The organism is Pseudomonas sp. W15Feb9B (genome assembly GCF_000828175.1).
GTDB classification, from domain to species: Bacteria; Pseudomonadota; Gammaproteobacteria; order Pseudomonadales; family Pseudomonadaceae; genus Aquipseudomonas; species Aquipseudomonas parakoreensis.
Genome location: NZ_JTKF01000021.1, coordinates 20,191 through 33,476, shown reverse-complemented (window position 1 = coordinate 33,476; position 13,286 = coordinate 20,191). Strand labels below are relative to the sequence as shown.

The 13,286-nt window shown below is 61.0% G+C and carries 15 protein-coding genes; 10 read left to right on the top strand and 5 right to left on the bottom strand.

From position 1 onward, the window contains the following. Positions 1 to 24: 24 nt before the first annotated feature. The 3 genes from OC71_RS11750 to aroC are packed head-to-tail and all read right to left on the bottom strand — an operon-like array spanning position 25 to position 2,916. Positions 25 to 651, bottom strand: coding sequence for a methylthioribulose 1-phosphate dehydratase (locus tag OC71_RS11750; RefSeq protein WP_041068872.1), 627 nt, complete (start codon positions 649 to 651; stop codon positions 25 to 27). Then, positions 648 to 1,793, bottom strand: coding sequence for an MFS transporter (locus tag OC71_RS11745; RefSeq protein ID WP_041068869.1), 1,146 nt, complete (start codon positions 1,791 to 1,793; stop codon positions 648 to 650). Before OC71_RS11745 ends, OC71_RS11750 begins: the two co-directional genes overlap by 4 nt. A 31-nt stretch (positions 1,794 to 1,824) precedes the next feature. Then, positions 1,825 to 2,916: a chorismate synthase gene (aroC, locus tag OC71_RS11740; protein WP_041068866.1), complete on the bottom strand. Its 1,092-nt coding sequence runs from the start codon at positions 2,914 to 2,916 to the stop codon at positions 1,825 to 1,827. 130 nt (positions 2,917 to 3,046) lie between these two features. Here aroC and OC71_RS11735 point away from each other — a divergent pair, with 130 nt between their 5' ends. Then, positions 3,047 to 4,000 carry an alpha/beta hydrolase gene (locus OC71_RS11735; RefSeq protein ID WP_041068934.1) on the top strand — a complete coding sequence of 318 codons (954 nt, stop codon included), beginning with the start codon at positions 3,047 to 3,049 and terminating at the stop codon, positions 3,998 to 4,000. Between the two features lie 99 nt (positions 4,001 to 4,099). Further along, positions 4,100 to 4,891 (top strand): hypothetical protein, encoded by a 792-nt coding sequence (locus tag OC71_RS11730; protein WP_041068863.1) that lies wholly within the window; start codon positions 4,100 to 4,102, stop codon positions 4,889 to 4,891. 157 nt (positions 4,892 to 5,048) lie between these two features. On the opposite strand, the gene prmB is transcribed toward OC71_RS11730, so the two are convergent. After that, entirely contained in the window at positions 5,049 to 5,957 is a 909-nt protein-coding gene (gene prmB / locus OC71_RS11725) for a 50S ribosomal protein L3 N(5)-glutamine methyltransferase (RefSeq protein WP_041068860.1), read from the bottom strand. Between the two features lie 239 nt (positions 5,958 to 6,196). On the opposite strand from prmB, the gene OC71_RS11720 reads away from it, so the two are divergent. From OC71_RS11720 to OC71_RS11700, 5 genes are all read left to right on the top strand, one after another. Beyond that, a complete protein-coding gene (locus OC71_RS11720; protein ID WP_003223193.1) occupies positions 6,197 to 6,787 on the top strand; it encodes a cysteine hydrolase family protein in 591 nt (196 codons plus the stop codon). Positions 6,788 to 6,917: 130 nt separating this feature from the next. Further along, the gene (locus tag OC71_RS11715; RefSeq protein ID WP_041068857.1) at positions 6,918 to 7,238 is read left to right on the top strand and encodes a hypothetical protein; all 321 of its coding nucleotides are present in this window, start codon (positions 6,918 to 6,920) and stop codon (positions 7,236 to 7,238) included. A 74-nt stretch (positions 7,239 to 7,312) separates the two neighbouring features. Beyond that, positions 7,313 to 7,870: a Smr/MutS family protein gene (locus OC71_RS11710; protein WP_041068854.1), complete on the top strand. Its 558-nt coding sequence runs from the start codon at positions 7,313 to 7,315 to the stop codon at positions 7,868 to 7,870. 77 nt (positions 7,871 to 7,947) lie between these two features. Then, positions 7,948 to 8,493 carry a GTP cyclohydrolase I FolE gene (folE, locus tag OC71_RS11705; RefSeq protein WP_003204506.1) on the top strand — a complete coding sequence of 182 codons (546 nt, stop codon included), beginning with the start codon at positions 7,948 to 7,950 and terminating at the stop codon, positions 8,491 to 8,493. A 102-nt stretch (positions 8,494 to 8,595) separates the two neighbouring features. Then, on the top strand, positions 8,596 to 8,967 hold the full coding sequence (locus OC71_RS11700) for a glutathione S-transferase N-terminal domain-containing protein (RefSeq protein ID WP_041068931.1): 372 nt from the start codon (positions 8,596 to 8,598) through the stop codon (positions 8,965 to 8,967). A gap of 165 nt (positions 8,968 to 9,132) precedes the next feature. Here the strand turns inward: OC71_RS11700 and OC71_RS11695 are convergent, their stop codons facing one another. After that, positions 9,133 to 10,299 carry a PLP-dependent aminotransferase family protein gene (locus OC71_RS11695; protein WP_041068846.1) on the bottom strand — a complete coding sequence of 389 codons (1,167 nt, stop codon included), beginning with the start codon at positions 10,297 to 10,299 and terminating at the stop codon, positions 9,133 to 9,135. Between the two features lie 82 nt (positions 10,300 to 10,381). On the opposite strand from OC71_RS11695, the gene OC71_RS11690 reads away from it, so the two are divergent. From OC71_RS11690 to OC71_RS11680, 3 genes are all read left to right on the top strand, one after another. Next, positions 10,382 to 10,828 carry a MarR family winged helix-turn-helix transcriptional regulator gene (locus OC71_RS11690; protein WP_041068928.1) on the top strand — a complete coding sequence of 149 codons (447 nt, stop codon included), beginning with the start codon at positions 10,382 to 10,384 and terminating at the stop codon, positions 10,826 to 10,828. Between the two features lie 315 nt (positions 10,829 to 11,143). Beyond that, entirely contained in the window at positions 11,144 to 12,493 is a 1,350-nt protein-coding gene (locus OC71_RS11685; protein WP_041068843.1) for an NCS2 family permease, read from the top strand. Positions 12,494 to 12,582: 89 nt separating this feature from the next. After that, entirely contained in the window at positions 12,583 to 13,209 is a 627-nt protein-coding gene (locus OC71_RS11680; protein ID WP_003223174.1) for a LysE family translocator, read from the top strand. The last annotated feature ends 77 nt before the right edge of the window (positions 13,210 to 13,286 follow it).

The window sequence follows — 13,286 nt, the reverse complement described above, 5'->3', positions numbered from 1 at the left end:
GCAAATGGGCGGCTTCGGGTGAAGTCAGCCTTGGCGGTTCATGACGCTGCGGGTTTTCAACTCGCATTCAAACAGAAATTCAAAAGCCTCGATCTGCCGCAGGGCATCGCTCATCTGCGCGCCCCAGGTGTAGAGGCCGTGGCCGCGAATCAGGTAACCGACGCAATCGGGATGGGCGTCGAGCCAAGGCTGCACCTTGGCGGCGAGGCGCGCAATGTCCTGATCGTTGTCGAAGATCGGCACGCGCACCCGCGATTCGTGGGTGGAGATGCCGCTGAAGGCTTTTTGCAGTTCGTAGTCTTCGAACTCGATAAAGTCTTGCGGTGTCAGCCGCGACAGGACCGTGGCGTTCACCGAATGGGTGTGCAGCACCGCACCGATTTCCGCGCGCCAGCTATAGAGCTGGGTGTGCAGCAGGGTTTCGGCGGACGGCTTTTTGCCCGGTTCAAGGCTGTTGCCGGAAAGATCCGTGGCGAGCACATCGTCCAGGCCCAACTGGCCCTTGTGCTTGCCGGACACGGTCAGCAGCGCTTCGCTCGGCGACAGGCGCGTCGAGTAATTGCTGCTGGTGGCCGGCGACCAGCCGCGACCATAAAGAAAACGCCCGGCGTCGACGATCTGCTGGGCGAGCTGTTCACGCGTAAGGCTCATGGCCTGTCCTCTTGCATACGTGTGGCAATGATAACGGCAGCAGCGAGCGCCGCGAGACTGGCAATACTAAAGGTCAATGTCGCGCCGAGGGCATTCCAGCTGTAACCGGAATACAACGCGCCCAGCGCGCCACCGGTGCCGGCCAGCGCCGCGTACAACGCCTGACCCTGACCTTGCTGACGCGCACCGAAGCTACGTTGCACGAACGCGATGGCAGCCGCATGAAAGCTGCCGAAGGTAGCCGCGTGCAGCACCTGGGCCAACAACAGTACCCAGAGGAATTCGGCGAACGAACCTAGCAGCAACCAGCGCAGCGCCGCCAGCAGAAAACTCGCCATCAGCACCCGACGCAATGAAAAGCGCACGAGAATCCGGCTCATCGCCATGAACATCAGCACCTCGGCGACCACGCCCACGGCCCAGAGCATGCCGATTGTGCCGCGTGTGTAACCGAGGCGTTCAAGGTGCAAGGTCAGAAACGTGTAATACGGGCCGTGGCTCATCTGCATCAGCGCGACGCAGGCGTAAAACGCCAGCACACCAGGGCTGCGCAACTGCTTGAGGAAACCTTCGCCGCTTGGCCGGTTACCTTGCGGGGGTTGCGCGTTCGGCACCCACAGGCTGCTGAGGACGATGCCGGCCATGATCAGCACCAGCGCCGCCGGGTAGATGTCGAGGCTCAGCCATTCGAACAAGCGCCCCAGCGCGACCACGGTGATGATGAAACCGATCGAGCCCCACAGGCGAATCTGGCTGTAGCGCGCGGTTTGCCCCTGCAAGTGCGCGAGGGTGATGACTTCGAACTGCGGCAGCACCGCGTGCCAGAAGAACGCGTGCAACGCCATGACCATCGCCAGCCAGGCGTAGGTCTTGCTGACGAAAATCAGCGAGAACGTCAGCAGCGTGCACACTGCGCCGAAGCGCACGATGGCCAGGCGTTTGCCGGTGTAGTCACCGAGCCAGCCCCAGATGTTCGGCGCCACGCAGCGCATCAGCATCGGGATCGCCACCAGTTCGCCGATGCGCGCGGCGCTGAACCCGAGATGATCGAAGTACAGCGCCAGAAACGGCGCTGTCGAACCGAGCAAGGCGAAATAGAACAGATAGAAACTGGACAGCCGCCAGTACGGGAGCGCCGCCACGGTCAGGCCGCGACGGCTTGGCGATCAACCATCAAAGCTGACCCAGCACCGGGGTGCTGACGCGCACGTCGGCGTTCTGCCCACGGTGACGCAGCAGGTGGTCCATCAACACGATGGCCATCATCGCTTCGGCAATCGGCGTGGCGCGGATGCCGACGCACGGGTCATGGCGGCCCTTGGTGATCACGTCTACCGGGTTGCCGTGAATGTCGATCGAACGGCCCGGGGTGGTGATGCTCGACGTCGGTTTCAATGCCAGATGCGCGACGATCGGCTGACCCGACGAGATGCCGCCGAGGATGCCGCCAGCATTGTTGCTGAGGAAACCTTCCGGGGTCAGTTCATCACGATGCTCGGTGCCGCGCTGGGCGACGCAGGCGAAACCGGCGCCGATTTCCACGCCTTTCACCGCGTTGATGCTCATCAGCGCATGCGCCAGTTCAGCGTCGAGGCGGTCGAAAATCGGCTCGCCGAGGCCCGGCATCACGCCTTCGGCGACTACGGTGATCTTCGCCCCGACCGAGTCCTGATCGCGGCGCAACTGGTCCATGTAGGCTTCCAGCTCCGGCACCTTGTCCGGGTCCGGGCTGAAGAACGCGTTCTGTTCCACCGAATCCCAGGTCTTGAACGGGATTTCGATCGGACCGAGCTGGCTCATGTAGCCACGGATGACAATGCCTTGGGTGGCGAGGAATTTCTTCGCAATCGCCCCGGCCGCCACGCGCATGGCGGTTTCGCGCGCCGAGCTGCGTCCGCCGCCGCGATAATCGCGCTCACCGTATTTGTGGTGGTAGGTGTAGTCGGCGTGCGCCGGGCGGAACAGATCCTTGATCGCCGAGTAGTCCTTGGACTTCTGGTCGGTGTTGCGGATCAACAGGCCGATCGAGCAACCGGTGGTGCGCCCTTCGAACACGCCGGAGAGGATTTCGACTTCGTCGGCTTCCTGACGCTGGGTGGTGTGGCGGCTGGTGCCCGGCTTGCGTCGATCGAGGTCGCGCTGCAGGTCTTCGAGGGAGATCTCCAGGCCCGGCGGGCAGCCGTCGACAATGGCGACCAACGCCGGACCATGGCTTTCGCCAGCGGTGGTGACAGTGAACAACTTGCCATAGGTATTGCCGGACATGCAGGACGCTCCGTGAAATCAAACCCGAATTCGTGATGCGCGCCAGTATACGCAGGCTAACCGAGTAGTTCATCCTCGAACCTTAGTGGTGTTGGTGAGTCCAACCGGCACCTTGGCGAATGATGGCGTGATGATGCTGCGAGTTCTGATCTTGAGTCTTACCCTGTTTACCGGTTTTGCCCACGCGACTGTCCTGCAGCGCCCGATCTCTCTGGATACCGGGAGCGGTGAACTTTTCGGCTCGCTGTTGCTGCCAAAATCCGACAACCCGGTGCCGGTTGTCCTGATCCTTGCCGGCTCCGGTCCTACAGATCGTGACGGCAATAACCCCGATGGCGGGCGCAATGACAGCCTCAAGCGGCTGGCCTGGGTGCTGGCCAAACACAACATCGCCAGTGTGCGCTACGACAAGCGCGGGGTCGCTGCGAGCTTCGCGGCCACGCCTGACGAGCGCAATCTGTCGGTGGAGGCCTACGTCAACGATGCTGTGGCCTGGAGCCAGAAGCTGAAAAGCGATCCGCGTTTCGGCCCGTTGATTCTGCTCGGTCACAGCGAAGGCGCCCTCATTGCCACCCTCGCCGCCCCGCGCACGGAGGCTGCTGCGCTGATTTCCCTGTCCGGCAGCGCAAGGCCAGTGGATCAAGTGATTCGCGAACAACTGGCGCGCAGCCTGCCGCCACCGTTGATGCTGCGCAGCAATCAGCTGCTCGACAGCCTCAAGGCCGGCCACACCGACGCCAACGTGCCGGCGCCACTGCAACCGATTTTCCGCCCGAGCGTGCAGCCGTACCTGATTTCGCTGTTCCGTCAGGATCCGGCCAAGGCGTTTGCACAGTTGAAGATGCCGGCGCTGATCGTTCAGGGCAGCAACGACATGCAGGTCGGCGTCGGCGACGCACAGGCGCTCAAAGCGGCCAATCCCAATGCCGAACTGGTGGTAATCGACGGCATGAACCACGTCATGCGAATCGTCGCTGCCGATGTGAAGCGGCAATTGGCCTCCTACAAGGACCCGAATTTGCCACTGGCGGCGGAGCTGGGCGGCAAACTCATCGAATTTATTGACGGACTTCGCAGCCGTTAAACGGTGTTTACCCTCCAGTCCTGAAAAAAACGGCCGATAAGCCTTTGTCGCCAGCGAACCGGCTGGCGACAAGCAGGGCTTGGACAGGATCTCGCCGTTATGACTGATACCCAGACTTCACCCGACACCACCGCTGAAAAAGACGCACCGCCAGCGGTCGAGCTGCCATGGGCGGACGTCAGCGTCGAGCACCACAAGATGCTCCGCCTGGCCCCGCTGCAGACTGACCGTCACACCGGTGGCCGGCCGTTGCGTTTTGTCGAATTCGGCTATGCCGAGCGCAACAGCAAAGAGCACAGCCTGATGCGCATGGCGATCAAACTGCCCGGCCAGCGCGTGCGCAAAGAGCAGAACCATCTCGATGTGTGGGTCAATCACACCAGCAAGCGTGTGCATTTCGGCCCCGACAGCGGCTTGCAGATCGAACCGCTGAACCGTGGCATCGGTCGTTTCCTGGCCGCGCAAGGCATCAACTGGGCGAAAAGACGCTGGCCCGCCTACACCGTCGACGGCATGGACCTGAACAACAAGGACGCGCTGAACGAAGACACCCGCCTGCGTCGCGATCACTTCTTGCGCGTGCATGGTTTTGACGTGATCTACGCCGACGCCCAGCATTTGAAGGGCAGCGTCAAAGAGGTGCAGGTCGGTGACTTGCTGGGCGATTGGAACAGCGAGAAGCTGCAGATCGTCGAGATTCTCGAAGCGGCGCAGATGCTGCAACAGGCCGAGCAGAACCTGGCCGAGCAGGAAGTGAAGCTGAAGAAGCAGGAAGAGAAGGTCAGCAAGTTCAAGCGTGAAGACGCCGGGTTGCGTTTTACCATTACTTGCCTGGTGGCATTTGCGGTGTTTCAGGCGGGGTTGTTGATCTGGATTGCCACACACCGCTGAAATCAGCGCTGCCCTGTGGCGAGGGAGCTTGCTCCCGCTCGGCTGCGAAGCAGTCGTAAATCATGCACATGCGGTATGTCTGGTGCACCGTCATTGCATGTTTTGAGTCTGCTTCGCAGACCAGCGGGAGCAAGTTCCCTCGCCACAGTCAGTCAGGTCAGACGCGGGAGGCGAACAAGGCCTGATGATCGCGGCACTGCTCCGCCGTCAACATGAACACACCATGCCCGCCGCGCTCGAAATCGAGCCAGGCGAAGTCGACTTCCGGGTACAGCGCTTCGACGTGCACCTGGCTGTTGCCCACCTCAACGATCAGCAAACCCCTCTCGGTCAGGTGATCCGCCGCCTCGGCGAGCATCCGTCGCACCAGGTTCAAGCCGTCATCACCACAGGCCAGGCCCAGCTCCGGTTCGTGCTGGTATTCGTCCGGCATGTCGGCGAAATCTTCTGCGTCAACGTACGGCGGGTTCGACACGATCAGATCGAAACGCTGCCCTGGCAACCCGTCAAACCCATCGCCCTGCACGGTGTACACACGCTCATCGACGCCGTGGCGCTCGATGTTCTGGTTGGCCACCTCCAGCGCTTCGAACGACAGATCGGCCAGCACCACTTCAGCGTTCTGGAACTCGTAGGCGCAGGCGATGCCGATGCAGCCGGAGCCGGTGCACAGGTCGAGAATGCGTGCCGGCTCGTCGCCGATCCACGGTGCGAAACGGTTTTCGATCAGCTCGCCAATCGGTGAACGCGGGATCAGTACGCGCTCATCGACGATGAACGACATGCCACAGAACCAAGCTTCGCCCAGCAGGTACGCGGTCGGGATGCGCTCTTCGATGCGGCGCTTGAGCAGGCGTTGCAGGTTGACCAGCTCGTCGTCTTCCAGCGCGCAGTCGAGGTAGCTGTCGGCGATCTCCCATGGCAGGTGCAAGGCACCGAGGACCAACTGCCGGGCTTCATCCCAGGCATTGTCGGTGCCATGGCCGAAAAACAGATCCTCCCCATGGAAGCGGCTGACGGCCCAACGGATGTGGTCGCGCAGGGTACGAAGTCGGGAAGTGATCACGGGGCAGAACTCCAGAAAAAACGACTGGCGATTCTACCAGCCAAAACGCCCGCCGACGACGCAGGAAAATCAGCGGAGCGACAGTAGGACCTTTCTGATTTTTGCATCAGCTATTGAACAGAACGTGTAACTTGACAAGGCTGCAGGCCAGTAACGACGGCGCCTACGATGGTAGCGGTTCACAGAAGCGCTCAGCCAGAGGACAATGCCGCAAAAGCCCCACCCCAAGGAGCCCCAGAATGTCCGTTCCAAAAACGATGTTTCAACTCAGCGGCCGCGGTTACGCAGCGGCCACACTGAGCCATGCCACCGTGGTCATCATCGATGCCCAGAAAGAGTACCTCAGTGGCCCGCTGGCCCTGAGCGGCATGGACGCGGCCGTCGCGAACATCAAACAACTGGTCGCTGCGGCCCGTGCAGCCGGTCGGCCGATCGTGCACGTGCGTCATCTCGGCACCGTCGGTGGCCTGTTCGACCCACAGGGCGAACGTGGCGAATTCATCCCCGGCCTTGAGCCACAGGGCGATGAAACCATCATCGGCAAACTGCTGCCGAGTGCGTTTCACGGTACCGAACTGCTGGACCGTCTGCAGAACCTCGGCTCGCTGGACCTGATCGTCTGCGGCTTCATGAGCCACTCCAGCGTCAGCACCACCGTGCGTGCGGCGAAGAACCTGGGTTTCCGTTGCACGCTGGTCGAAGACGCCTGCGCCACCCGCGACCTGCCGTTCAAGGGCCGCGTGCTCAGCGCCGCCGTGGTACAGGAAGCGGAAATGGCGATCATGGCCGACAACTTCGCCACCCTTGCACTGACTCAAGATCTGATCTGATCTCTGCGAATGAGCGGCTCACCGCGCCGCTCATCCGCAAAAGCCTCGCATTTGCTTCAATTGCCTTAGCCTCAGGAACAACCCGGTCAACTCCCGGTCGAAGGGCCGATACCCATTGAGGAAGGTCGGAATGAAGTTATCCGATGGATTTGACGCACGCCGCTTGCGGCCCAAAGGCCAAAGCAACTGGCGTTTTCGATTCGGCGCAGCGATCGCCGCCATGCTGGCGACGTTCGGTGTGCTGCTGGCGATGGCCGGTGCCGCCAGCCTGCTGGGACGCCCGCCGGCGCTCGGCGACTTGAATGCCACGCCGATGGGTTCGGCGATCATTCTCGCGGTCGGCTTGTTGTTCCTGTACTTCGGCGTGGCCCTGTGGCGTCGATGCCGGCGTCGCGCCCGGCAATCGCGGGAACTGAACATGTCCCCGCACCTGATGAAAAAACACGACTGACTGCACGGCCTGGCTTTTTGCCGGGCCGTTTTGTTTCGACTTGGGTAAACTGGCCGCCCTTCGCGGAGGCTGACATGCAAGACGACGATTTTTCCCTGTTCAAAAGTGCGATCCAAGGCGTCAAGCCGATCAAGCACGACCGCGCCGACACCGGCAAACCCAAGGCTGACCGCGCGCACATTGCCAAGCTGCGCCAGTCCGCCACTGTGCGCACCGACAACACCACCGTGGATGGCCTGTCCGATCAGTTCGTGATCGACGTCGGCCCCGAAGACGAGTTGATGTGGGCCCGCGACGGGGTGCAGGAAAGCCAGATGCGCAAGCTCAAGATCGGGCAGATCCCGTTCGAAGGCAGCCTCGACCTGCACGGCATGAACGTGGAAAAGGCCCGCGAGACGCTTTGGGCGTTTCTCGCCGAAGCAACCCGATTCGAAATCCGCTGCGTGCGCGTCACCCACGGCAAGGCCGTGCGCCTGGACGGCAAGCGGCCGATGATCAAAAGCCACGTCAACACGTGGCTGCGCCAGCATCCACAAGTGCTCGGTTTCTGCTCATGTCAGGCAAAACACGGCGGTGCCGGTGCGGTGTACGTGATGCTCAAACGCACCATGATGGAAGGCCGCGACGAATAATCGCGTTACACCGAACTTGCAGGGTTGTGTCCGCCACCGTACCCTTGCCCTTTGCGAAAATCCCCACAGGTAGTTTCATGTCCCTGGAACAGAATTACACCGCGATTCTCGGCCAACTGGGCGAGGACGTCTCCCGCGAGGGCCTGCTCGACACGCCAAAGCGTGCCGCCAAAGCCATGCAGTACCTCTGCCGCGGTTATGAACAGACGCTCGAAGAGGTCACCAACGGTGCCCTGTTCAGCTCCGACAACAGCGAAATGGTGCTGGTCAAGGACATCGAGCTGTACTCGTTGTGCGAACACCACCTGCTGCCGTTCATCGGCAAGGCCCACGTCGCGTACATTCCGAGCGGCAAAGTGCTGGGCCTGTCGAAGGTCGCGCGGATCGTCGACATGTACGCCCGCCGCCTGCAGATCCAGGAAAACCTCAGCCGTCAGATCGCCGACGCGGTGCAGCAAGTCACCGGTGCGCTGGGCGTGGCCGTGGTGATCGAGGCCAAGCACATGTGCATGATGATGCGCGGTGTCGAGAAACAGAATTCGTCGATGATCACTTCGGTGATGCTCGGTGAGTTCCGCGAAAACGCGGCGACTCGCAGCGAGTTCCTCAGCCTGATCAAGTAATCGGCTGCAGAAAAAACCGGCGTTGATCGCCGGTTTTTTTTCGTCCGTGAAAAATCGGGTAAGCTGCGCGCCCTTCTCTCTTTGCACCGTGAGGCTTTCAACGTGTTCGTAAAAGCGCTTCGTGTCGGCCTTGGCCAACTGATCATCTTCATCGACTTCATCACCCGTCCGGGCAAGAAACAGCGCCCGGCCGAAGTACAGGCACAAGTCAACGCCGCCGCCAAAGGCCTGACCCTGTATCAGTTCCACGCCTGCCCGTTCTGCGTGAAAACCCGCCGCACCCTGCGTCGCCTGAATGTGCCGGTCGCACTGAAGGACGCGAAGAACAACGAACAGGATCGCCAGACCCTGCTGAGTCAGGGCGGCAAGATCAAGGTGCCGTGCCTGCGCATTGAAGAGAATGGGCAGACGACCTGGATGTATGAGTCCAAGGTGATTATTGATTATCTGGATAAGCGGTTTGCTGCAGTCTGATATTGATGTTGTGTTGCTTATGGCCCCATCGCTGGCAAGCCAGCTCCCACAGTGATCTGTAGCGTTCACATAACCTGTGGGAGCTGGCTTGCCAGCGATGAGGCCCGCAAGAACAACACATTACTCAGACAAAAATAAACCGGCCCTCGAGCCGGTTTATTTTTTTCAGGCTGCTTTGTCTAGTTGCGCCTGCCTCACCACCGCCGCCAACCGCTTCAACCCTTCATCCAGTCGCGCCGGGTCGATGTGGCTGAAATTCAAACGCAGGTGCCCGAGGTTTTTATCCGGCTCGGGAAAGAACGGCTCGCCCGGCATGAACGCCACGTCATTGGCCAGCGCCTCGTTGAGCAGCGTTCGCGTATCCAGCGGTTGCTTGAGCGTCAGCCAGAAAAACAGCCCGCCCTGCGGGGCGTTCCAGTCCGCCAGATCGGCAAAGTGCGTTTCCAGCGCCGCTTGAAACGCATCGCGGCGCTGCCGGTAGAAGCCGCGCAACTCACCCAGGTACTGCTGATATTTTTCACCGCCGATCCATTGCAATGCCTGCCACTGGCCGATGCGGTTGGTGTGCAGATCCGCCGATTGCTTGAGTTTGAGCAGGTGCGGAAACAGGTCCGGGCTGGCGATCAGGTAGCCGACGCGCAAACCCGGCAGCAAGGTTTTCGACACGGTGCCGGTGTAGATCCAGCTGGCTTTCTGCAAACGCCCCGCAATCGGTTTGGCGCTGCCGCCATCGAACGTCAGTTCGCGATACGGCTCGTCTTCGATCAGGGTCACGCCGAATTCATCCAGCAGCGCGGCGACGGCAGCGCGCTTGGCTTCGCTGTAACGCACGGCGGACGGATTCTGGAACGTCGGGATCAGGTAGATGAATGCCGGGCGGTGTTGCTCAAGACGACTGCGTAGCTGCGCCAGGTTCGGGCCGTCGGACTCTTGCGGCACGGTCAGGCAATCGGCGCCGAACAGCTGGAAGATCTGCAACGCGGCCAGGTAGGTCGGGGCTTCCAGAAGAATTTCGGTACCCCTGTCGATGTACAACTTGGCGGCCAGATCGAGGGTCTGCTGGGAACCGCTGACCACCAGCACCTGACTCGCCGTGCACGCCAGACCCAACGCTCGCGCCTGCGCCGCCAGCGCTTCACGCAGCGCCGGCTCGCCTTCGCTCATGCCGTACTGACCAAGCGCCAGCGGCATGTCGGCCCATTCGACTTTCGGCAGCATGGCTTCGGCGGGCAGGCCACCGGCAAACGACATCACCTCCGGACGCTGGGCGGCGGCGAGGATTTCACGGATCAGAGAACTTTTAAGGCGCGAAACACGTTCGGAAAAAGCCATGGGAGTCACCGGTAGCGAGGCCTGGGAAAAATGAGTCAAACTGGTTGACTGAAACTACGACAGCTTGAGCGAGTACGTCAACATGCTTGACCTTAAAAACCCCGCCAGCCAGCAGCAGGCGATGGAAGCGTTTTTCTTCGGCTATCAGGCGTTCACCGCCAAGGCCGACGAAATGCTCGAACGTCGCGGCCTGTCCCGGGTGCATCAGCGGATTGTGTTTTTCATCGCGCGTTATCCGAATTTGAGCGTGAAGGAGTTGCTGGGATTGCTCGGCGTGAGCAAGCAGGCGCTGAACATGCCGTTGCGCCAGCTGCAGGAAATGCACTTGGTGGACAGCGTGGCGTCGGAGGCGGACAAGCGTAAGCGCTTGCTGGAGCTGACCGTAGAGGGTGCGAAGTTCGAGCAAGCGTTGCGCCGTGAGCAGGTGAAGTTGCTCGAGCGGGTGTTTGCCGAGGCTGGGGAGGCGGCGGTGAATGGGTGGTTGGCGGTGAATATGGCGCTTGGGGGCACTCAGTCACATCTGGATTGACTGGACCGGCCTCATCGCTGGCAAGCCAGCTCCCACAAGGGCAACGGCGTACACAGATGTGAAGAAACCCACCAACCCTGTGGGAGCTGGCTTGCCAGCGATGGGGCCTCTGAAGGCGATATATCTCTATCGCCTGACCTTTCGTAAACAAAACCAAAAACAATATTTGCTTTATTTGTACACAAAAGCATAATCCACTGCGTGCGAGTTCCTGACCGCATGGTCAACAAATTCGCGTATGCCTCAAAGGGCTGCTGCCACCCCTCATGGGTCCGGCCCTGGAAATAACAATAAAACTCTTGAGGAGTACTCGCTGTGGAAAGCCGCAAATCCGAAGCATCGACGCTGGAACTCTCGCCGCCCTTACGCACAGGCGTGCTGGAGCGCATCTTCAAACTCAGCTTGCATGGCACCACGGTGAAGACCGAGCTGATTGCCGGTCTGACAACCTTCATCACCATGGCTTACATCATCTTCGTCAACCCGAACATCATGGCCGATGCCGGGATCGATCACGGTGCAGCCTTCGTCGCCACCTGCATCGCCGCCGCACTCGGCTGCCTGCTGATGGGCCTGTACGCCAACTGGCCGGTGGGCCTGGCGCCGGGCATGGGCCTCAACGCTTTCTTCACTTACACCGTGGTCGGCACCATGGGCTACAACTGGGAAACCGCGCTCGGTGCGGTGTTCGTTTCCGGTGTGCTGTTCATGATCCTGACCTTCTCGCGGATTCGCGAATGGCTGCTCAACAGCATCCCGGTCAGCCTGCGCTTTGCGATGGGCGCTGGCGTCGGCCTGTTCCTCGGGCTGATTGGTCTGAAAACCGCTGGCATTGTCGTCGACAGCCCGGCCACCCTGATCAAACTCGGCTCCCTGCGTGAACCCGGCCCGCTGCTGGCGGCGATCTGCTTCCTGATGATCGCGATCCTCAGCTACCACAAAGTCTTCGGCGCGATCCTCATCAGCATCATCACCGTGACCCTCGCCGGTTGGGGCCTGGGCATCGTGCACTACTCCGGCATCATGTCGACCCCGCCAAGCCTGGCGCCGACCTTCATGGCGATGAACGTCGCGGGCGTGTTCAACGTCAGCATGATCAGCGTGGTCCTGGCTTTCCTCTTCGTACACATGTTCGACACCGCCGGCACGCTGATGGGCGTCGCCCAGCGGGCCAATCTGGTCAACGCTGACGGGCGTATCGAAAACCTCTCCCGCGCGATGAAAGCCGACAGTGCCTCCAGTGTTTTCGGCGCGGTGGTCGGTGTTCCTCCTGTTACCAGCTATGTGGAAAGTGCCGCTGGCGTAGCCGCTGGTGGTCGGACTGGTCTTACCGCAGTCACCGTGGGTGTGCTATTTATAGCCGCGATGTTTTTCGCACCACTGGCCGGGATGATTCCGGCCTATGCCACCGCCGGTGCACTGATTTACGTCGCGATGCTGATGATGGGCGGCATGGCGCACATCGAATGGGATGAAGCCACTGACGCCATCCCGGCGATCGTCACCGCGATCATGATGCCGCTGACCTTCTCGGTCGCCGACGGCATTGCGCTGGGCTTCATCACCTACGTGGCGTTGAAAGCCGGTACCGGCAAGTACAAGGAAATTTCCGTCAGCCTGTGGGTGCTCTGCGCGATCTTCATCGCCAAGTTCATCTTCTTGTAAGCGTCACGCGGTTCAAGCGTCAAACCAGCCTCACCCTCGCGGGTGGGGCTTTTGCACATTCTTGAGTACAACAAAAAAGGAGCAAAGTGATGAGTCTGGAAACCTGGCTGCTGTTCAGCGGCGCTGCATTGGTGGTGATCCTGATTCCGGGGCCGCTGTCATTGCTGATGATCAGCAACAGTCTGAACTACGGCTTGCGCCGCTCTTATCCGGCGTTTCTCGGCGGCGTGATTGCCTCGATCTGCCTGCTCAGTGCGTCGGCGCTGGGGTTGGGCGCCCTGTTGCTGGCGTCAGAACAGTTGTTCAGCGCCCTGAAAATCGTCGGTGCGCTGTACCTGTTCTACCTCGCCTGGCAGAGCTGGCAGCAATCGCGTCAGCCAGCGGTGGGCGCCGAAGTGCCGCAGGCCGCACCGGTGCCACGTTTCCGCACCCTGTTTGGTCGGGCTTTCGTCTTGGGCGCCAGCAATCCAAAGGACATTCTGTTTTTCGCCGCGTTTCTGCCGCAGTTCCTCAGCGCGCAACAACCGTTCCTGCCGCAACTGCTGATCATGATCGCGACCTGGGTGGTGCTCGACCTGTGCTGCAAACTGGCTTACGGGCTGGGTGCGCATGGTGCGGCGCGCTATCTGCGTAGCGGCAAGGGGCAGAGCTGGTTCAACCGGGTGAGTGCCGGGTTGTTCAGTGGTGCGGGCGCTGCGTCGCTGTTGAGCCGTTAAAGAGCAAAAGATCGCAGCCTGCGGCAGCTCCTACAGGGGATTGCATTCCAAACTGTAGGAGCTGCCGCAGGCTGCGA